Annotated in this window: 17 protein-coding genes; 9 read left to right on the top strand and 8 right to left on the bottom strand. The window is 68.0% G+C overall.

Annotated features, from left to right (window positions below; translation table 11 throughout):
• Positions 1-52: 52 nt before the first annotated feature.
• The 5 genes from D5S08_RS09605 to dnaE all read left to right on the top strand — a co-directional run bounded on the left by D5S08_RS09605 (position 53) and on the right by dnaE (position 7,527).
• Entirely contained in the window at positions 53-1,675 is a 1,623-nt protein-coding gene (locus tag D5S08_RS09605; RefSeq protein ID WP_162301952.1) for a mechanosensitive ion channel family protein, read from the top strand.
• A gap of 92 nt (positions 1,676-1,767) precedes the next feature.
• Positions 1,768-3,009 (top strand): lipoprotein-releasing ABC transporter permease subunit, encoded by a 1,242-nt coding sequence (locus D5S08_RS09600; protein WP_121117922.1) that lies wholly within the window; start codon positions 1,768-1,770, stop codon positions 3,007-3,009.
• Positions 3,002-3,676: an ABC transporter ATP-binding protein gene (locus D5S08_RS09595; protein ID WP_121117920.1), complete on the top strand. Its 675-nt coding sequence runs from the start codon at positions 3,002-3,004 to the stop codon at positions 3,674-3,676. Before D5S08_RS09600 ends, D5S08_RS09595 begins: the two co-directional genes overlap by 8 nt.
• A gap of 23 nt (positions 3,677-3,699) precedes the next feature.
• A complete protein-coding gene (locus D5S08_RS09590) occupies positions 3,700-3,972 on the top strand; it encodes a hypothetical protein (protein ID WP_121117918.1) in 273 nt (90 codons plus the stop codon).
• Positions 3,973-4,032: 60 nt separating this feature from the next.
• Positions 4,033-7,527, top strand: coding sequence for a DNA polymerase III subunit alpha (gene dnaE / locus D5S08_RS09585; RefSeq protein WP_121117916.1), 3,495 nt, complete (start codon positions 4,033-4,035; stop codon positions 7,525-7,527).
• Positions 7,528-7,638: 111 nt separating this feature from the next.
• Here the strand turns inward: dnaE and D5S08_RS09580 are convergent, their stop codons facing one another.
• A complete protein-coding gene (locus D5S08_RS09580; protein ID WP_121117914.1) occupies positions 7,639-8,790 on the bottom strand; it encodes an OmpA family protein in 1,152 nt (383 codons plus the stop codon).
• Positions 8,791-8,956: 166 nt separating this feature from the next.
• Positions 8,957-10,054 (bottom strand): PA0069 family radical SAM protein, encoded by a 1,098-nt coding sequence (locus D5S08_RS09575; protein WP_121117912.1) that lies wholly within the window; start codon positions 10,052-10,054, stop codon positions 8,957-8,959.
• Between the two features lie 128 nt (positions 10,055-10,182).
• Here D5S08_RS09575 and D5S08_RS09570 point away from each other — a divergent pair, with 128 nt between their 5' ends.
• Complete coding sequence (locus D5S08_RS09570; protein WP_121117910.1) at positions 10,183-10,899, top strand: ZIP family metal transporter; 717 nt, start codon at positions 10,183-10,185, stop codon at positions 10,897-10,899.
• Between the two features lie 21 nt (positions 10,900-10,920).
• Here D5S08_RS09570 and moaB read toward each other — a convergent pair whose 3' ends face one another.
• Genes moaB through D5S08_RS09555 form a run of 3 tightly spaced genes read right to left on the bottom strand, consistent with a single transcriptional unit; the run spans position 10,921 to position 13,957 of the window.
• Entirely contained in the window at positions 10,921-11,448 is a 528-nt protein-coding gene (moaB, locus tag D5S08_RS09565; RefSeq protein WP_121117908.1) for a molybdenum cofactor biosynthesis protein B, read from the bottom strand.
• Positions 11,448-13,199, bottom strand: a complete 1,752-nt coding sequence (locus D5S08_RS09560) for a transglycosylase SLT domain-containing protein (RefSeq protein WP_121117906.1) — start codon at positions 13,197-13,199, stop codon at positions 11,448-11,450. Before D5S08_RS09560 ends, moaB begins: the two co-directional genes overlap by 1 nt.
• Positions 13,196-13,957: a uracil-DNA glycosylase family protein gene (locus D5S08_RS09555; RefSeq protein ID WP_121117904.1), complete on the bottom strand. Its 762-nt coding sequence runs from the start codon at positions 13,955-13,957 to the stop codon at positions 13,196-13,198. The genes D5S08_RS09560 and D5S08_RS09555 overlap by 4 nt, the downstream gene beginning before the upstream one ends.
• A 47-nt stretch (positions 13,958-14,004) precedes the next feature.
• Between D5S08_RS09555 and D5S08_RS09550 the strand changes: the two genes are divergently transcribed.
• The gene (locus D5S08_RS09550; RefSeq protein ID WP_241557334.1) at positions 14,005-15,675 is read left to right on the top strand and encodes an electron transfer flavoprotein-ubiquinone oxidoreductase; all 1,671 of its coding nucleotides are present in this window, start codon (positions 14,005-14,007) and stop codon (positions 15,673-15,675) included.
• Here the strand turns inward: D5S08_RS09550 and D5S08_RS09545 are convergent, their stop codons facing one another.
• The 3 genes from D5S08_RS09545 to D5S08_RS09535 form a co-directional block, all read right to left on the bottom strand.
• A complete protein-coding gene (locus tag D5S08_RS09545) occupies positions 15,676-16,143 on the bottom strand; it encodes a DUF3617 domain-containing protein (protein WP_162301951.1) in 468 nt (155 codons plus the stop codon).
• Positions 16,144-16,210: 67 nt separating this feature from the next.
• Positions 16,211-17,299 (bottom strand): AI-2E family transporter, encoded by a 1,089-nt coding sequence (locus D5S08_RS09540; protein WP_121117900.1) that lies wholly within the window; start codon positions 17,297-17,299, stop codon positions 16,211-16,213.
• Between the two features lie 34 nt (positions 17,300-17,333).
• On the bottom strand, positions 17,334-17,507 hold the full coding sequence (locus tag D5S08_RS09535; RefSeq protein ID WP_121117898.1) for a DUF1328 domain-containing protein: 174 nt from the start codon (positions 17,505-17,507) through the stop codon (positions 17,334-17,336).
• 127 nt (positions 17,508-17,634) lie between these two features.
• Between D5S08_RS09535 and D5S08_RS09530 the strand changes: the two genes are divergently transcribed.
• Positions 17,635-18,447: a 4-(cytidine 5'-diphospho)-2-C-methyl-D-erythritol kinase gene (locus D5S08_RS09530; protein ID WP_241557333.1), complete on the top strand. Its 813-nt coding sequence runs from the start codon at positions 17,635-17,637 to the stop codon at positions 18,445-18,447.
• Entirely contained in the window at positions 18,444-19,172 is a 729-nt protein-coding gene (locus D5S08_RS09525) for an N-formylglutamate amidohydrolase (RefSeq protein WP_121117896.1), read from the top strand. Before D5S08_RS09530 ends, D5S08_RS09525 begins: the two co-directional genes overlap by 4 nt.
• The last annotated feature ends 10 nt before the right edge of the window (positions 19,173-19,182 follow it).

The raw sequence follows: 19,182 nt of genomic DNA, 5'->3' as shown, positions 1-19,182 counted from the left end.
GTCGTTCTGCAACCGCCAACCTCCGGGAGACCGCTTCTTGCCCCTGCGCCTGTTGACCCATCTGCTTGCCCTGCTGCTCGTCATCCTTCCTGCGGCTGCAATCGCGCAAGATGCCGATGCCGCGGCAGAGGCGGCCGTGGCGCAGATCGTCGATCCCTACGACCGGCTGACGCCGCGCGCATCGGTGACGGCCTTGCTGACTGCCTTGGGCGAAGGCGATTACAATCGCGCGGCGCAGTACTTCTCGGTCCCGCTGGAGACGGACCAGCAGCGCGCCCGCGCCGCCACGCTGGCGGAGCGGCTGCGGACGCTGCTGGACAGTGGCGGCAAGTTGCAGCCCTTCGGCAGCCTGTCCAACGATCCGACGGGACGGACGGATGACGGCCTCGCACTGGAAGAGGAACGGGTCGGCGAACTGAATATCGGCCCGGAAACCGTGCCGATCATCCTCAGCCTCTCGACGACTGAGGAGGGCAGCACCGCCCCGGTCTGGCGCATCTCGCCCGACACGGTGACCCAGCTCGCCACCCGGGAAGTCGCGCGGGTTGCCGCGGAGGCGGAGCCGACGGAGGACCGCGTGATGCTGGCCGGCGCGCCCGTGCGTGACTGGGCCTTGCTGATCGGCGCGGCACTGGTCCTGTTCGTGGGGCTGTACCTGATCGCGCGCCTGCTGCTCGCCCTGGCCAAGCGGACCATTGCCGATCCGCAGACCAGCCTGTTCTATCGCGCGCTCAACGCCGCGCTGCCGCCTGTCAGCCTGCTGGTTGCCGGCGGCATCTTCTATGTCTGGGCGGAGGAGCTGCCCGCTTCCATCGTCGCGCGACAATTGCTGTTGCGCTATACCGGCGTGGTCGCGCTGATTGCGCTGGTGTGGTTCGGCCTGCGGCTGGTGAATGCGGTGTCGGACCTGACCATCGTGCGGATGCAGCGGCATGAGCGGCGGCAGGTGATCTCCGTCGTTTCGCTGATGCGGCGGGTGGTCAAGATCATCCTGCTCGCCTTTGTGTTCATCGCGGTGCTGGACACGTTCGGCATCGACGTCACCACCGGCGTGGCGGCCCTGGGTATCGGCGGTATCGCGCTGGCGCTGGGCGCGCAGAAGACGGTGGAGAACCTGGTCGGCAGCGTGACGGTGATCGTCGACAAGCCGGCGCAGGTGGGCGATTTCGTCAAGGTCGGCAGCGTGGTGGGCACGGTGGAGGATGTGGGCATCCGGTCCACCCGCATCCGCACCAATGACCGTACGATCGTCACCATTCCCAATGGCGACCTGTCGTCGCAGCAGATCGAGAACTACTCCGTCCGCGAACGCTTCCTGTTCAATCCGGTGATCGGCATCGAATATGGCCTTCCCGCCGCCAAGGTGCGCGAAGCCGTGCAGATCGTGGCGCGAACCCTGGAAGAGCACGAGAAGGTTGCCGAGAACCCGCGTGCCCGGCTGAAGGATTTCGGCGCCAGTTCGCTGGATATCGAGGTCTTCTCCTACATCGACGTGCCCGACTTCGCCGAAAGCCTGATCCATCGCGAGGAACTGCTGCTCACCATTCTAGAACGGTTCGAGGAAGCCGGCATCGGCATCGCGTTCCCGACGCGCACGATCGTGTTCGGCAATGACCTGCCCGTGGCGAAGTCCGGCACCGGCGGCGATGCCGCCGATCCGGCCAATGATGGCTGAGCCAATTACGGGGACGGGGGCGCCGCCCCCTTCCGCTGGGCGGCAAAGCTGCTAGATCGCCGCGTCTCCATCCGCCGCAAAGAAGCCCGCCCTTGATCCTGTCCCCCTTCGAATGGACCATTGCCAAACGCTACATGCTGCCTGGCCGCGGCGAGGCGGTGATCGCGCTGGTGGCGTCCATCTCCATCGGCGTGGTCATGCTGTCCGTCGCCATGCTGGTCGTCGTGATGAGCGTGATGAACGGCTTCCGCGCCGAATTGCTGGACAAGATCGTGGGGCTGAACGGCCATGCGATCATTCAGGCCTATGGCGGTCGGCTGGATGATTGGGAGACGGTGCTGAAGGATGTGCGGGCGACGCCCGGCGTCACCAGCGCCAGCCCGCTGATCGAACAGCCGCTGCTGGGAACCTTCAACGGCCGGGTCGAGGCGGTGCTGGTGCGCGGCAACACCCAGGCTGACATCGGCGCTCTCGGCGAAAGCGTGGTGGGGGGCGACATCGCCACGATCCAGCCGGGTGCGGACAATGTCGCCATCGGATCGCGCCTGGCAATGAACCTGGGCGTGCGGGTCGGCGACGTGATCACGATCATCAACCCGCAAGGGCGCTCCACCCCCTTCGGCACGGTGCCGCGGCAGGTGGGCTACACCGTGACCGCCATCTTCGAGATCGGCATCTATGATTACGATCAGGCCTTCGTGGTCATGCCGATCCCGCAGGCGCAGACCCTGCTGCTGTCCGGCGACTCCATCGGCATGATCGAGGTGACGACGGAGGATGCCGATCGCGTGGGCGAGATCCTGGCGCCGCTGACCGACCGGCTGACCGGCCGTGCGGTGGTGCAGGACTGGCGCACCATCAACGGCACCCTGTTCGAGGCGCTGCAGGTGGAGCGGGTGGCGATGTTCTTCGCGCTGTCGATCATCGTGCTGGTGGCGGCGTTCAACATCCTGTCGTCGCTGGTGATGCTGGTTCGTTCCAAGACGCGCGACATCGCGATCATGCGCACCATGGGGGCGACGCGCAATTCGCTGCTGAAGATCTTCGTGACCACCGGCTCCGCCGTGGGGGCCATCGGCACGCTGGCCGGGCTGGCGCTGGGCTTCACGGTGCTGCTGTTCCGGCAGCCGATCGTGCGCGGGATCGAGCTGATCACCGGCCAGAACCTGTGGGACCCGCAGATCCGGTTCCTGACCCAGCTGCCCAGCCGGACCGACCCGTTCGAGGTGCTGATGATCTGCGGAATGGCCATGGGGCTCAGCTTCCTGGCCACCTTGTATCCGGCCTATCGTGCCGCCGGCACCGATCCTGTGGAGGTGCTGCGTTATGAGTGAGCCTGTGGTCCTGCTGGAAGGTCTTGCCCGCTCCTTCGAACAGGGGGGCGTGCGGATCGACGTGCTGAAGGGCGTCGACCTGGCGATCGCCCCGGGCGAGATCGTCGCGCTGCTCGGCCCGTCTGGATCGGGCAAGTCGACGCTGCTGCAGGCGGTCGGCCTGCTGGAGGGCGGCTTTGCCGGGCGCATCGCGATCGCCGGGACGGAGGCCAGCCGGCTGGATGCGGCTGGGCGCACGACGATGCGCCGCAACCATCTGGGCTTCGTCTACCAGTTCCATCATCTGCTGCCCGACTTCACCGCGCTGGAGAACGTACTGCTGCCGCAGCTCGTGTCCGGCATCGCGCGGGCGGCGGGCGAGCAACGGGCGCGCGAGCTGCTGACGGCGCTCGGCCTCGAACACCGGCTGGATCATCGGCCGAGCCAGCTTTCGGGCGGCGAGCAGCAGCGCGTGGCGGTGGCCCGCGCGCTGGCCAACCGGCCGCAGCTGGTGCTGGCGGACGAGCCGACCGGCAATCTGGACGAGCATACGGCCGACCGGGTGCTGGCCCAGTTCCTGGATCTGGTGCGCGGCACCGGCAGTGCGGCGCTGGTCGCAACCCACAATGAACGTCTGGCTGCGCGCATGGACCGGGTGGTCCGGCTGCACGACGGCGTTCTCATCTAATTCACGCGAAAGGCGATACGACGATGACCAACCATCCCGGCACGATCCAGGGTGAAAGCTCCAGCCCGGCAGGCGTGGACTGGAGCACGCATGCCTCCATTCACCTCGCGGGTGGCGGCGGCATTCTGGAAGGGTTCGGCGGGGTGTATCGCGGCACGCTGGCGCAGATGGTCGCCATGATCCGCAACATGCCGGAAGCCGATCGTGCCGCGCATGTGATCTACAAGGATGGCGACCACATCCTGACCGTGCCGGAAATCATGTCGCTGGCCGCCCGCCCGGACTTTCCGCTGTAATACGGGCAGGAAAAGCGGCAGGCGCCCCTTTGCCGCGGGCGCGGCGGCGCCTATCAAGGCATCATGCATGCCAGCTTCGTTCCCCTTCGCGTCTTCTCCTCCTATTCCATGCTGGAGGGGGCGATCGAGCCGAAGGCGATTGCCAAGCTGGCCCGGAGCAACCGCTTTCCCGCGATCGCGCTGTGCGATCGTAACGGCCTCTACGCCGCCAGCGCCTTTGCCGCCGCCTGCAAGGGCGAAGGGGTGCAACCGATCGTCGGTGCGCTGCTGGGAGTGGTGCGCGAGGGCAGCGATACGATCGACCACCTGCCGCTGCTGGTGCAGGACGAGTCGGGCTGGCAGAACCTGTGCCACCTGGTCAGCCAGGCGCACCTGCATCGCCCGCTGGAGCAGGAGCCGCATGTCACGCTGGCCGACCTTGCCGGCCGCACCGATGGCCTGATCGCGCTGACCGGCGCCAGCGAGGGCGGCGTGACCCGGATGCTGGCCGCCAATCGCCCGAACCAGGCGGAAGGTCTGCTGCTGCGGCTGGCGCAGCTCTTTCCCGGGCGCCTGTATGTCGAGCTGGCGCGCCGCGGTGACGCGACGGAGGACGCGGCGGAAGAGGGCCTGATCGAACTGGCCTATGCGCATGACCTGCAGCTGGTGGCGACGAACCCGGCCAATTTTGCCGAGGCGCATATGCACAAGGCGCATGATGCCATGCTGTGCATCGCCAATTCCAGCCAGATCGACAGTGCCGACCGGCCGCGTTCCATGCCGGAGGCCTGGGTCAAGACGGCGGAGACCATGGCCGATCTGTTTTCCGACCTGCCGGAGGCGGTGGAGAACACGCTGGTCGTGGCGCAACGCTGCGCCTTCGCACCGCCGCGGCGCAAGCCGATCCTGCCCAGCCTGGCGGGCGATCTGGAGGGCGAGGCGCTGATGCTGGCGCAGGATGCGAGAGCGGGACTGGCCGCCCGCCTGGAACCGTATGGCGATCTGACCGAGGATGAGCGGCGCATCTATGCCGAACGGCTCGACTTCGAGATCGAGGTCATCACCCGCATGGGCTTCCCTGGCTATTTCCTGATCGTTGCCGATTTCATCAAATGGGCCAAGGGGCAGGGCATTCCGGTCGGGCCGGGCCGTGGTTCGGGCGCGGGATCGCTGGTCGCGTGGTCGCTGACCATCACGGACCTGGACCCCATCCGGCTGGGCCTGCTGTTCGAACGCTTCCTGAACCCCGAACGCGTGTCCATGCCCGACTTCGACATCGATTTCTGCGAAACGCGGCGGGGCGAGGTGATCCGCTATGTGCAGGCCAAATATGGTCATGACCACGTCGCGCAGATCATCACCTTCGGCAAGCTGAAGGCCCGCGCCGCCTTGCGTGACTGCGGGCGCATCCTGCAGATGAGTTATGGCAAGGTCGACCGGCTGACCAAGATGGTGCCCAACCATCCGACCGACCCGTGGACGCTGGAGCGGTCGTTGAACGGCGTGATGGAGTTCCGCCGCGAGTTCGACAATGACAACGAGACGAAGCGCCTGATCAACCTGGCCATGTTGCTGGAGGGGTTCCCGCGCAACTCCTCCACCCATGCCGCCGGCGTGGTGATCGGCGACCGCCCGCTGGCGCAGCTGGTGCCGCTGTATCGCGATCCGCGGTCGGACATGCCGGTCACCCAGTTCGACATGAAGTGGGTGGAGGATACCGGGCTGGTCAAGTTCGACTTCCTCGGCCTCAAGACCCTGTCCGTGCTGCAGCGCGCGGTGGACCTGCTCGCCCGGCGCGGCATCACCATCGACCTGGCCACCCTGCCGTGGGACGATGACGATGTGTTCGCGCTGCTGAAGCGCGGCGACACGGTGGGCGTGTTCCAGCTGGAATCCGAAGGCATGCGGCGCACGCTGACCGCGGTGAAGCCCACCCGGTTCGAGGACATCATCGCGCTCGTCTCGCTCTACCGGCCGGGGCCGATGGACAACATCCCGCTGTTCGGGAAGCGCAAGGGCGGGGAAGCGCCAATCGAGTATCCGCACCCCAAGCTGGAGGAGATCCTGGCGGAGACCTACGGCATCTTCGTCTACCAGGAACAGGTGATGCAGGCCGCGCAGATCCTCGCCGGCTACTCGCTGGGCGACGCCGACCTGCTGCGCCGCGCGATGGGCAAGAAGATCCAGGCGGAGATGGATGCCCAGCGCGCCCGCTTCGTGGATGGGTGCCTTTCGGTCAGCGGGATCGAGAAAAAGAAGGCGAACGAGCTGTTCGACCTGATCGACAAGTTCGCCGGCTATGGCTTCAACAAGTCGCACGCCGCCGCATATGCGCTGCTGTCCTACCAGACGGCTTGGCTGAAGACGCATTATCCGGAGGAGTTCTACGCCGCCTCCATGTGCTTCGACATGCACCAGTCGGAAAAGCTGGCGGTGTTCGTGGACGACATGCGGCGGGCCGGGCTGACGCTGCTGGGGCCGGACATCAATGCCAGCGAGGCGGAGTTCACGGTGGAGCAGACGGGCGAGGGGCTGGCGGTACGGTACGCGCTCGCGGGCATCCGCAATGTCGGCGAGAAGGCGATGGAGGCGATCGTCGCGGAGCGGCAGGCGCATGGGCGTTTCGCCGATCTGGAGGACTGCTTCCGCCGCATGCCGCCGGGCTGCATGAACCGGCGGCAGATGGAAGGGCTCGCCGCTGCGGGAGCGTTCGACGGCATGGAGCCGAACCGGGCCAAGGTGCTGGCCAATGCCGACATGCTGCTGGCAGTCGCCGATCACGCCAGCCGCGAACGTGCGAGCGGGCAGGTCGGGCTGTTCGGTGGCGACGATCACGTGGAACCCGCGCTGCGCCTGGTCGAAGCCCCGGCCTGGTCGCGGGCGGAGCAGATGGCGGCGGAGCGGGACAATTTCGGCTTCTTCTTCGCGGCCCACCCCGTGCAGCAGTTCCGCGCGGTGGCATCCGCACAGGGGGCGCGTTCCTATGGATCGATCATCGGCGAAGGGGTGGCCAGCGGCCGCCGCAATGCCGTGATGGCGGCGCTGGTGGAAAGCGTCAGCAAGGGGCGCACGCGCAAGGGCGGTGCCTTTATCCGGGCGGACTTCTCCGACGCGACGGGGCAGTTCAGCGCCGCCTGCTTCGAAGAATCGCTGGTGGAACCGTTCGAGCGGTGGGCGGCAGACGATGTATGCGTCCTGCTGCAGGTGGAACTCGACAGCCCCAGCCCGGACGAACCGCCCCGCATCACCGTACGCGGCGCCCGTCCGCTGAGCGAGGTGACCGGCAGCGTGCGCATGCTGCTGACGCTGGAGGTCGAGAACCAGAGTGCGCTGCAGATCCTGCGCGAGACGCTGCAACCCGGGGAGAAGAACCGGGGCGAGGTCGTGGTGACGCTGCGGATCGGCGATGGCACGCGCGATCCGGTGGTGTGCCTGGGCCGGGACTTCGCGCTGGATGGGGAGATGGTGGAACGGCTGGCCGAGGTGCCGGGCCTGTCTGCAGTGGCCCTGAAACCGCAGAGCGGTGCCGGACGGCAAAGCCGCGAGATGAAGGGGCGACTGCGTCTGGTGGCGTGATCGTTGGCCACAATCCGGACAATGCCGCCGAGGCCGGGTTGATCATGGACCTGGCAAACAGAAGGGCCGGGGGATCGCTCCCCCGGCCCTTCATGTTTCAGGCGACGGGCCTTAGCGGCCGGAGCCGGGACCGTAGGTGATTTCCACCCGGCGGTTCTGCAGCTCGCGCACGCCGTCCGCAGTCGGGACGCGCAGGTTGGCTTCGCCGAAGGCTTCGCTGGTGATGCGCGCGGCGGGAACGCCACGACCGGTCAGGAAGGTGCGCACGCTCTCGTTACGCCGGCCGGCGAGACGGAGGTTGTACTGCTTCGACCCGGAGGTGTCGGTGTAGCCGGCCAGCATGATCGGCACGTTCGCGCAATTGCCATAGGCGGTCACGGCGCTGTTCAGCACGCTGGCGGCTTCGGGCGAGATGGTCGCGCTGTCCCAATCGAAGAACACCACATACGGCCCGCTGTTGCACTGCGCGACCGGAGGCGGCGGCGGCGGCGGGGGAGGCGGCGGCGGGGGCGGCGGCGGCGGAGGCGGCGGAGCAGGCTCGGACCCGCCCAGGTTGAACAGCAGCGTCGCCAGGACCGAGTGGGTCGTCAGCTGCGCTTCGACTTCGCGGCCGACCGTGTCGGTGTAGCTCAGGTCGGCGGTGCGGAAGTACCGGTACTTCACGCCGAGATCGACCCGCTCGCTGATCGGCAGGCGCAGCATGGCCAGGCCCTGATAGGCGAAGGCCGCATCGTCCTGCGCGGTGATGAAGTTGCGCGTGGCGCCTTCCGCAGCCATCCGGGCGTCGACACGCGCGATACCGGCGCCGCCGCCGATCGACACGCCAATGCCGTCATTGCCGCCGATATCGGCCAGCGCGTTGACCATGGCGGTGACGACTTCCATCTTGCCGTCCGTGTCGAAGGTGCCGCTCGACAGGGCCCCGCCGGTCACGGGCAGGCCGTTCAGGCCGCCGGAAGACAGCAGGGTGTCGATGCCGAAGTTCTTGTAGGTGCCCTCGAACTCCAGGCGGCCGATGCCGGCATCATAGCCGAGCACCACGCCGGCTTCCCAGCCGGTGTCGGCAGGCTGCGCACGGATCGTCGGCGCATCACCGGTCCCGTTGGGAGACACCAGGGAAGAGGGGCCCTGCAGCCGGAAGTTGAAATCCTCCGGCGCGACCACGCCGCCTTCCAGCCCGACATAGACCTGACCGTCGCGTGCGACAGCAGGCATGGCCACGACCGCCCCGGCAGTCGCAAGCCCGAATAGCAGCTTGTTCATTCGTGTTTCCCCTTCCAGCAAGTGGCGCGAATGGCCCCTGCGTCGAATTGCCTTTACCCCACAAGCCGGTCAGACGTGCAGAATATGCGCCCAACGCAGTCTGAACATGCTTGTTCCTGCTCTGAGCGATACAACACACTTCAGTTTGTACGGCTGTACCATGCAGTCACAACAGCAGGCGCTGGGCTGGTGCCTCCGGCCAATGGGAAGGTACTGTAAAGCCGGAACAATCGAGTGCGAACCGCACCGGCTGCAACCCGGCGCGGCGGCACGCTGTACCAAATCGGGCCTTCAGCAATTGTGCCCAGGTCCCCTGTGGACGCATTCGCGTGAAGAACGCCGGGTCGTTGTCGCGCCCGCCGCGCATCGACCGGACGATGTTCATCACCTTGGCGGCCCGATCCGGAAAATGCACCGCCAGCCATTCCCGGAACAGCGGCGCCAGCTCGTGCGGCAGGCGCAGCGGAATATAGCCGACGGAGAGCACCCCGATCTCCGCCACCCGCGCGATGATCGCCTCCAGCCCGTCATCGGTGATGGCAGGGATGATCGGCGAGATGGCGCAGTGGACCGGCACCCCGGCAGCCTGCAATCGCCCGAGAGCGGCAAGCCGGCGGGCAGGTGCGGGCGCGCGCGGTTCCAGCAGGGCGGCGAGGCGCGGGTCGAGGGTGGTGACGGAGATCGCCACCGCCGTCAGCTGCCGCTCTGCCAATTGCCGCAGCAGGTCGAGATCGGCCAGCACGCGATCGCTCTTGGTGGTGATGGTCACCGGGTGATGCGCCTCCAGGCACACCTGCAGCAAGTCGCGGGTCAGCCGCCAGTCCCGCTCGATCGGCTGGTAGGGATCGGTGTTGGTGCCCATCGCGATCGGACGGGGCACGTAACCGCGCCGCGCCAATGCCTGCCGCAGCAATCGCGCCGCATCCGGCTTCGCGAACAGCCGGGTTTCGAAGTCGAGCCCGGGAGACAGGTCGTGATAGGCATGGGTCGGCCGTGCGAAGCAGTAGATGCACCCATGCTCGCAGCCCCGATAAGCGTTGACGGACCGGTCGAAGCCGATGTCGGGCGAGCTGTTGAAGCTCAGGATCGAGCGCGCATGTTCCGCCGTGACCGTGGTGCGCAGCTTTACCGGCGGCCCATCCAGCAGCGTCACATGATCGCGCCAGTCGCCATCGGTGCTGCGCTGCGGCGCGGCGAAGCGCTGCGACAGCTCCGCCGACTGCGCACCGCGCCCGTGAACCTTTGATGGCGGCTTGTCAGGCATAGCAGGAACATACGGGGAACATCGTACTACCGCAAGCCGGACGGTCCCCTTATGCGACAGGAAAACAACGCCGCGACCAGGCGTGACGTTGTCACATCTTCAACGATCTTCTAGGCGCAGGGCAGACCATGCCACCTGTTCTCCTTCCCTTGCTGTTCGGCCTTGCCGCCAGTGCCGCCACCCTGATCGGCGGATTGCTTGCCTTGCGGCTGAAGGCGCGGGCGTCGCTGGTGCTGGGACTGGCCGCCGGCATCGTCCTGGGCGTGGCCCTGTTCGACCTGATCCCGGAGGCGATCGAGCTGGGGCGGGGTGTCCATGATGCCCATCGGCTGTTCGCCTGCATTGGCCTGGGGATCGGCGCCTACCTGCTGCTGCACCAGCTGCCCGCCAGCGGTACGCGCGGCGTGGCGGCGTGGCAGGCGCATCTTGGGCCGGCCAGCCTGACGCTGCACAGCTTCATCGACGGGGTCATGATCGGCATCGCCTTCCAGGTGTCGCACGATGTCGGCTGGCTGGTGGCGGCCGCCGTGCTGACGCATGATCTGGCGGACGGTATCAACACGGTGAGCCTGTCGCTGGCCCGCTCCGGCCCGCGCCTTGCCCGGCGCTGGCTGCTGGTGAATGGCGCGGCGCCGCTGGCCGGCACGATGATCGGGTTGCTGATCCAGGTGTCGCCCGGCGACATGGCCCTGCTGCTGGCGCTGTTCGGCGGCGTGTTCCTGTATATCGGCGCCTGCGAACTGGTGCCGCGCAGCCATGCGCGCGACCCGCGGCTGCGCGTCACCGTGGCCACGCTGGCCGGCCTGGGCCTGATGTACCTGCTGGTGGATGTGGTGCACGGCTGAGCCGCGCACCGCCAAGCCCCGTCAGCGTTCCTGCAGGCGCGGCATCAGTTCCACGAAGTTGCAGGGGCGGTTGCGGCTGTCCAGCTGTTCGGCCAGGATCCCGTCCCAGCCATCCTTCACCGCGCCGTTCGATCCCGGCAGCGCGAAGATGTAGGTGCCCCGCGCAACCACCGCGAGCGCACGGCTCTGCACGGTGCTGGTGCCGATCGTCTGGTAGCTGATCCAGCGGAACAGCTCGCCGAAGCCGGGGATCTCCTTGTCGGCCACGCGGCCCAGCGCCTCGGGCGTGATGTCGCGCCCGGTCAGCCCGGTGCCGCCGGTGCTGACGACCGCATCCACCAGCGGATCGTCGATCCAGCTTTCCAGCCGGGTCATGATGGCATTCACGTCATCCCGCTCGATCGCGCGGGCGACCAGCTGGTGGCCGGCCCCGGTGACCCGGGCGACGAGGATGTCGCCGGACGTGTCATCCTCCGGCCCGCGCGTGTCGGACACGGTCAGCACCGCGATGTTGAGCGGCCGGAACAGGCGGCTTTCGTCGATGGCCATCAGCGTGCTCCTGCGGAGAGATAGACGCGGCCATCGGCCTGCGGGAAGGCGGGCCAGGCGTTCTGCGCCAGGCTGATCCTGCTCGGCGAGGCGGAGGCGCTCGCCTGGCGTTCGTACATCCAGTAATTGCGGGTCACGATGGCGACATAGCCGCGCGTCTCCCAATAGGGGATCGATTCCATGTACAGCAGCGGGTCGCCCTGATCGTTGACCTCGCTGTTCCAGCGGGTGATCGGGGTGAGCCCGGCATTGTAGGCGGCCATGATCTTGGGCAGCGCGCCGCCGGTCGCCGGACTGTCGCGCAGCATGGCCAGGTTCTGTTGCCCGAACGCCAGGTTCACCGACGGGTCGAAGATGTCCACCTGGCCCGCATCGAAGCCCAGCCGCGGCGCGTGCTGGCGCACGGTGATGGGCGTGATCTGCATCAGGCCCTGTGCCTGCGCCGGGCTGACCACCTTGGCGCGGAAATTCGATTCCTGCAGCGTGTGGGCGAAGGCCAAAGCGGGATCGACCTGCCAGCCATTCAGCGGGGTCCAGCGCGGGGCGGGGTAGTGCCCCGCCGGATCGCTGCGGCCGCCGGGCGGCGCGTTGTAGGCCATGTAGAGCTGCGTCGAAGGCAGGCCCAGGTCGCGCGCCAGGCGGGACAGCGGTGCATAATCGCCCGCATCGCCGATCCGCGCCTGATGCAGCAGCACCTCGCTGGCGAGATCGTCCTGCCCGATCTCCATCAGCGCGATGGCGATCCGGACATTCTCCTGCCCACCGACCTTTTGCCAGTCCGCGGCCGAGAAGTCGGCGCCGGCGACCCGCTGCGGCAGCGCGGTGCCGAGCTGTTCGGCGGCCAGCATGCCGTACAATGTCTCGTCCGCCAGCGCGGCACCGCGCAGCAGTTCGGCGCTGCGATCCGGCCGGCGGCAGCGCAGGGCAGCGCGGGCGGCCCAGTATTGCGCGGCGGAGCGCAGTTCCGGATTGTGCGCGTGATAGGCGGCGCGTTCGAACGCATCGCCGGCCCCGGCGCAATCGCCCAGCCGCCATGCGGCGAGGCCCGCCGTCCATTCGCCTTCGCCCACCCACGCACCATCGCCGGCCGACACCGTGCGGGCCAGGGCCAGCGCCGGGGCATCCCGGTTCTCGATATAGTAACTCCAAGCCACCCGCTGGCGCCATTCGGCACGGGCAGGGGGGCTGAGCAGCGCGTCGACACCGTCAAGCAGAGCGCGGGCGCCGTCGGGATCGTCATTCTTGATCCGATCCAGAATGGCGATGCTGACATCCGCCGGCATGCTTCCGTCGTTCACCGATGACGGCAGGATGCGCTTGGGAATTCCGCCCTGCGACTGGAACTGCTGGGCTGCGGGCAGGCCGACCAGGGTGGTGGCGCCGCGGGTCAGTGCCAGCCGGCTCAACTGCTCCGCCTGCGGCAGGTTGCGTCCGCGCGGCAGCCACGCCTCGATCGCGGGCAGCTCCACCCGCGGGCTGCCGGCGGCAGTGTAGAGTTCGGCCAGAGCCACCCAGTGCAGCACGCCGTCGCCACGCTGCGCCAGCAGGCCCTGCGCGCCTGACCAGTCCTGCCGGTCGATCGCGGCGAACACCGCGCGGTAATATTCGCGATCGGCGCTGTTCAACTGCGCCGGCACCTGCGTCGCCGCCAGCTGCGCGCGCCCCGTGTAGTAATCGAAGGTGGTGCGCGCCTGTGCCGCCGTGCCGGCCATGGCAACGGCTGCGATGCCCGCAAGAATGGTCCTGATCATGCGTCCCCGTCCGTCCAGTCGAGCAGCGCGCGCCAGAGCTGCGCGCGCAATTGCCAGCGCGCCAGCAGCGCATCGGGCGCGAAGCTGGCGAGCACGGGCTTGTCCACGCCAACAGCAGACAAAGGATGAATACCGGGAGCCGCTTGCGCCGGATCGTGCCCCAGCAGCGGCAGGATGTCCCCTGCGCCCAGCACCAGCAGCTGGCGTGGGCGGGCGAGCGTGACATGGTGCTGCAGCACCGCGTCCAGCCCCGCTTCGCGCAACCCCGCCCAGTCAGGCAGGGACTGGTGGCTCGGCAGGACGCTGGCGAGGTAGAGCTGGTCCTCCGTCAGGCCTAGGGCGCGGGCGATCCCGCTCACCAGCCGTCCCTGGCGGGCGGACAGCAACTCCGCTTCATCCTCGCTTTCCGGCATGGGGAGCAGCACCATCAGCTCCGCGCCCGCCACGCCGCGCGGGGGCACCCGGCGGCCGGTGAAGGGCAGGGTCGGTTCGGCCAGCCACCATTCGGCGAAGCCGGCCAAGTCGGTGGGCCACTGCTCCGCATCGCCGCCCAGTCGGGGCGGGGGCGGCTCTGCCGGGGCTTCGGGTACGGGCAGCGCGGCGCGAGCGGACGCGGCCTTGTCCTCCGGCGGGGCCAGCCAGTCCTGCGGCTCGTCATGAAAGGCCTGGGTCACGCCGGCCGCGCGCCACCAGTCCAGCACTGCGGCGATCCGGTCTACCGGGCTGAGCGGAGCTTTGGCAGCGGCAACATCATCCATCGCGGCCCTCTCTTGACCTTCCTGGGGGGAGCGATCAAGTCCGACCGATGAACGCAGATAGCACACTGGTGGACGGGGTCGAGCGCGAGACGATGCCGGTGGACGTGGTGATCGTCGGTGCCGGCCCGGCGGGCCTGGCCGCGGCGATCCGCCTCAAGCAGATCGACGACGATCTGGAAGTGGTGGTGCTGGAAAAGGGCAGCGAGGTCGGCGCGCATATCCTGTCGGGCGCGGTGATCGATCCGCGTGCGCTGGACGAGCTGCTGCCGGACTGGCGCGAGACCTGCCCGCTGGCGGAGGTGCCGGTCACCAGCAATCATCACTGGGTGCTGAGCCGAACCGGCAAGCGCGAGATGCCGCATTTGCTGATGCCGCCGCTGATGAGCAATGACGGCAATTACACCGGCAGCCTGGCGAACCTGACCCGCTGGCTGGCGGAGCAGGCCGAGGCGCTGGGCGTGCAGGTGTTCCCCGGCTTCCCGGCGGCGGAGCTGATGTTCGACGATGCCGGCGCGGTGATCGGCGTCATCACGCAGGACATGGGTGTTGGCCGCGACGGCAAGCCGAAAGACGATTACCAGCCTGGCATGGGCATCATCGCCAAGCAGGTGCTGATCGGCGAAGGCGTGCGCGGCAGCCTGGCCAAGCGGCTGAAGGCGCAGTTCGCGCTGGATGCCGAGTGCCAGCCGCAGGTCTATGGCCTGGGCGTGAAGGAATTGTGGGACGTCGATCCCGCGAAGCACCAGCCCGGCAAGGTGGTGCACACGCAAGGCTGGCCCTTGTCCGAACATGACAAGGCCTGGGGCGGCGGGTTCCTGTACCATCAGGCGAATGGCCAGGTGGCGCTGGGGTTCGTGACGGCGCTGGACTACGCCAATCCTTACATCAGCCCGTTCCAGGAATTCCAGCGCTGGAAGCAGCACCCGGAGATCCGCGCGCTGCTGGAGGGCGGCAAGCGCGTCTCCTACGGCGCGCGCGCCATCAACGAGGGCGGCTGGCAAAGCGTGCCGAAGCTGGCTTTTCCCGGCGGCATGCTGATCGGTTGTTCCGCCGGGTTCGTGAACGTGCCCCGGATCAAGGGCACGCATACCGCCATGAAGAGCGGGATGCTCGCCGCCGAAGCCGCCGCCGCCAGCATCGCCGCGGGCGAGGAGCATGCGCAGCTCGACAGCTATGATGCGGCGGTGCGGTCCAGCTGGATCGCGGAGGAGTTGAAGAAGGTCCAGAACGCGCAGCCGTTGGTGGCGAAGCTGGGCGGGACGGTCGGCACGGTGCTGGCCGGGGCCGACATGTGGCTGCGCACCGCCGGCATCCGGCTGGGCGCGCTGGGGCACCATCCCGATCATGCGGCCACCCTGCCGGCGCACATGTTCCGGCCGATCGCCTATCCCAAGCCGGATGGCGTGATCAGTTTCGACCGCCTGTCATCGGTGTTCCTGTCCGGAACCAATCACGAGGAAGATCAGCCGAGCCACCTCAAGCTGAAGGATCCGACCCTGCCGGAACGGGTCAACTGGCCGATCTATGCCGGACCGGAGCAGTTCTACTGCCCGGCGGGTGTGTACGAATATTCCGGGGTGGAAGAGGGCGAGCCGGAGCTGGTCATCAACGCGCAGAACTGCGTCCATTGCAAGACCTGCGACATCAAGGACCCGCGCCAGAACATCGAGTGGGTCACGCCGGAAGGTGGCGGCGGGCCGAATTATCCGAACATGTGATCAGTCGACCGTAAGTCGCTGATCGTCGGCCTGGCAGTCCGGGCCGACGAAGGTGCCGGTGCTGGTCGCCCGCATCGGCTCGCCCGCGCCCATGTCGACCGTGGTCTCCGTGCGGTAAGTCGTGGCATCGTATGTTCCGGTGAAGGTACTGGCCATCTGGCCGCAGCGCAGCGCGAAATCGATCCGCCCGCCAGCCATGCTGTCCCGCTCCAGCGCGCAGCCTTCGGGCAGTTCGCCCACCAGGAAGCGGCCCGATGCGGCCTGCTCCGCGGTGATGCACAGATGCTCGCTCTGCCTTTCGCCCATGCCGGCAATGGTGCTTGCCACCTGCCACCGCCCTGGTGAGAGCGCCTGTGCCGGGCGGTCGACCGCCGTGGCGGCCGCGGCATCCGCCTCGCCGGCGGGCGCGCTCTCCTGCCCGCATGCGGCCAGGAAGGGGAGAAGCAGCAAGGCAAGGTGACGAGGCATGGCAGGCGCTCCCGCATGGGTCCGCTGCGCAAGGCTTACCGGATTGCGGACGGACCGGCCAGCCTGCCTATGCGTCCTCCTGCCCGGCAACCGTGATGTCCTTGCCCAGCAGGTCGCGGACATAGATCCGCTGCACGAACAGGAACAGCACGATGGTGAGCGGAGCGGCCAGCAGCACGCCCAGCCCACCGAACAGCACGCCCGCGCCGAACACCGCGAACAGCAGCACCGACGGCGGCACGTTCACCGCGCGCTTCTGGATCATCGGCTGCAGGAAATTGCCCTGCAATTGCTGGATCACCAGGAACAGGCCGACCGTCCACAGCGCCGTCATGGGGGAGACGGTAAAGGCCAGCAGCACCGCGGGGATGCCCGCCAGCACCGGGCCGACCAGCGGGATCACGTCCAGCAGGCCGGCGATCAGGCCCAGTCCACCAGCGGCGGGGACGCCCAGCAGAGCCAGCCCGGCCCAGGTCAGCGCCCCCACCAGCACGGAGGAGACCGCCTGCCCCAGCATCCAGCCGCGCAACCCGTTGCCGCAATCGTCTAGGAACTCGCGCGCCGGCTGTTCCGCCGGGCGGGGCATCAGCAGCACCAGCCCACGGCGGTGCAGGCCTGGATCGGCGGCGATGAAGATCGCGGCCACGAAGACCAGGACGAAGTCGGTCAGCCCGCTGCCCACCGCCAAGGCATAGGTACCCACGCGGCTGGCAATGGAGGAGAGATCCTGCGTGCCCTGTTCCAGCAGGCCGGTCAGGGTGCCGCCATAGCCGAGCCGCCGCAGCAGTCCTTCGATCTGCTCCAGTGCCGGTGGAATCGATTCGCCGATCGTGTTCATCTCCTGCGCGAACTGGGCGCCGAACAGCACGAACGCGCCGATGAACACCAGCAGCAGGACGAGCACCGCGATGGTCAGCGTGATGCCGCGCGACTTCAGCCCCGTCAGCCTGCCGATCCCATCCGCCAGCGCGTCGAAGATGCAGGCAAGCACCACGGCGGCGAAGATCAGCAGCAGAAATTGCGACAGATCGACCAGCAGCCAGGCAAGCCCGATCACCGCCATGATCGCCACGGCAGCGGTCACGATGCGGCCCACGGTCCAGCGATTTGGATCGTGGCCCGATTGCGGCACGGGCCCTGTTTCCTCGATGCTCATATTTTCACGTTCCCCCCGCAACCCAACGCGCGTGTCAGGTGATCTTCTTGTAGATGGTTAAGCCCAGCACGAACAGCACGGCAGCGATCACCACCGCGATCCAGAAGAAGATCTGCGCGACATCCCAGGCAGCACCAGCAATCCCGCCAAAGCCCAGGATGCCGAGCACGGCGGCGATGACGGCAAAGATGACGGCAAGTCTGATCATGGTGTATGTCCTGCTGCTTCGAACCCGGATTTCTGGCAGCAACGATGCTGCAGCGCACAATGTTCCGGGGCGCCCTGTCGGACCGCCGGCATCTGGCAATCGCGGTCGCAGCCGCTAAGTGCTTGGCATGAGCATGAGCGTCACGGGCTTCGCCAAGATCAACCTGGCCCTTCACGTGCGGGTCCGCCGGCCGGATGGCTACCACGAGCTGGAGACGCTGTTCGCCTTCGTGGATGCCGGCGACCGGCTGAGCGTGCGCGCGGCGGCGCAGGACAGCCTGCAGGTCACGGGCGAGTTCGCACCGGCGCTGACCGATCCGTTCGGCAACATCGTGATGCGGGCGCTGGGCGCACTGCCGCATGCCGGCGGGCTGGCGGTGCTGCTGGAAAAGAACCTGCCGGTCGCGGCGGGGCTGGGCGGCGGCTCGGCCGATGCGGGCGCCCTGTTCCGCGCGGTGCGGGACATGGCCGGGCTGCCGGGTGACTGGCCGGACCGCGCGGCGCGACTGGGCGCAGATGTGCCGGCCTGTGTCGACAGCGTCACCTGCATCGGTCGCGGCACCGGCACCGATCTGCAACCCCTGGACAGCGACCTTGCGGGCACGCCGGTGCTGCTGGTCAACCCGCGCATTCCGCTGCCGACCGGGCCGGTCTTCGCCGGCTGGGATGGCCGCGACCGTGGACCGCTGCCGGACGGGCCTGCTTCGCACATCGCTTCGGAGGGACGCAACGATCTGGAGGCGTCGGCAATCGCGCTCTGCCCGCCTGTCGCCGACGTGCTGGCGACACTGCGGGAAACCGGCGCATGGCTGGTGCGGATGAGCGGATCGGGCGCGACCTGCTTCGCGCTTTATCGCACCCCGCAGGACCGGGACGGGGCAGCCGCACAGGTTGCCGGCCAGCAGCCCGGCTGGTGGCAGATGGCGGGGGCGCTGCGATGACCTTCTGGCGCAGCATCGGCGATCCGCAGCCCGGCGGCATCGTTGCGATATGCGATCACGCCAGCAACCTTGTGCCGCCTGGCTATGATCTCCGCGTGCCGCAAACGGTGCTGGATGATCACATGGGCTGGGACATCGGCGCGGCGGGGGTCACCGAACATCTCGCCACGGACCACGCCATCCCCGGCTTCCTCGCCTGTGTCAGCCGGCTGGTGATCGACCTGCATCGGGAGGAGGATTCGCCCGGCCTGATGCCGGAGGTGAGTGACGGCTTTGCCATCCCGGGCAATGCTGCCGGCTCCGCCAATCCGGACCGCGCGACGCGCATCGCCACGCTGCACCGGCCGTACCATGCGGCCTTGGCGCAGTGGCTGGAAGCGGCACAGCCGGCGCTGATCCTGGCGATCCATTCCTTCACCCCGCGTCTCGCCAGCGCACCGGCCGAGCGGCCGTGGCATGTCGGCCTGCTCTACAACCAGGATGCCCGCGCCGCGCGCCATGCGATCGAGCTGTTCGCGGCCGAGGACGGGATCGTCGTAGGTGACAACGAGCCCTATTCGGGTCTGCTGCTGAACGCATCCCAGAACCGCCATGCGGAGGCGCATGGCCGGCCTTACTGCGCAATCGAGGTGCGCAACGACCTGATCCGTGACGCCACCGGCCAGCGGGAATGGGCCGCGCGGATTGCCGGTGTTGCGTTGGAGGTCGTCCGGCGGCTGGGCTGAGCGGCACCAT

This window comes from Croceibacterium ferulae (assembly GCF_003660445.1).
In the GTDB taxonomy this organism is placed as follows: Bacteria; Pseudomonadota; Alphaproteobacteria; order Sphingomonadales; family Sphingomonadaceae; genus Croceibacterium; species Croceibacterium ferulae.
Note: the sequence above shows the minus strand (reverse complement) of the source record. Positions and strands in the feature narration are given on the sequence as shown.

Bases quoted from the DNA above. Each gene is read 5' to 3' on its own strand.
- D5S08_RS09595 (WP_121117920.1), top strand. From the start codon at position 3,002: ATGAGTGAGCCTGTGGTCCTGCTGGAAGGTCTTGCCCGCTCCTTCGAA.
- D5S08_RS09590 (WP_121117918.1), top strand. From the start codon at position 3,700: ATGACCAACCATCCCGGCACGATCCAGGGTGAAAGCTCCAGCCCGGCA.
- D5S08_RS09580 (WP_121117914.1), bottom strand. From the start codon at position 8,790: ATGAACAAGCTGCTATTCGGGCTTGCGACTGCCGGGGCGGTCGTGGCC.
- D5S08_RS09575 (WP_121117912.1), bottom strand. From the start codon at position 10,054: ATGCCTGACAAGCCGCCATCAAAGGTTCACGGGCGCGGTGCGCAGTCG.
- D5S08_RS09570 (WP_121117910.1), top strand. From the start codon at position 10,183: ATGCCACCTGTTCTCCTTCCCTTGCTGTTCGGCCTTGCCGCCAGTGCC.
- moaB (WP_121117908.1), bottom strand. From the start codon at position 11,448: ATGGCCATCGACGAAAGCCGCCTGTTCCGGCCGCTCAACATCGCGGTG.
- D5S08_RS09560 (WP_121117906.1), bottom strand. From the start codon at position 13,199: ATGATCAGGACCATTCTTGCGGGCATCGCAGCCGTTGCCATGGCCGGC.
- D5S08_RS09555 (WP_121117904.1), bottom strand. From the start codon at position 13,957: ATGGATGATGTTGCCGCTGCCAAAGCTCCGCTCAGCCCGGTAGACCGG.
- D5S08_RS09550 (WP_241557334.1), top strand. From the start codon at position 14,005: ATGAACGCAGATAGCACACTGGTGGACGGGGTCGAGCGCGAGACGATG.
- D5S08_RS09545 (WP_162301951.1), bottom strand. From the start codon at position 16,143: ATGCCTCGTCACCTTGCCTTGCTGCTTCTCCCCTTCCTGGCCGCATGC.
- D5S08_RS09540 (WP_121117900.1), bottom strand. From the start codon at position 17,299: ATGAGCATCGAGGAAACAGGGCCCGTGCCGCAATCGGGCCACGATCCA.
- D5S08_RS09535 (WP_121117898.1), bottom strand. From the start codon at position 17,507: ATGATCAGACTTGCCGTCATCTTTGCCGTCATCGCCGCCGTGCTCGGC.
- D5S08_RS09530 (WP_241557333.1), top strand. From the start codon at position 17,635: ATGAGCATGAGCGTCACGGGCTTCGCCAAGATCAACCTGGCCCTTCAC.
- D5S08_RS09525 (WP_121117896.1), top strand. From the start codon at position 18,444: ATGACCTTCTGGCGCAGCATCGGCGATCCGCAGCCCGGCGGCATCGTT.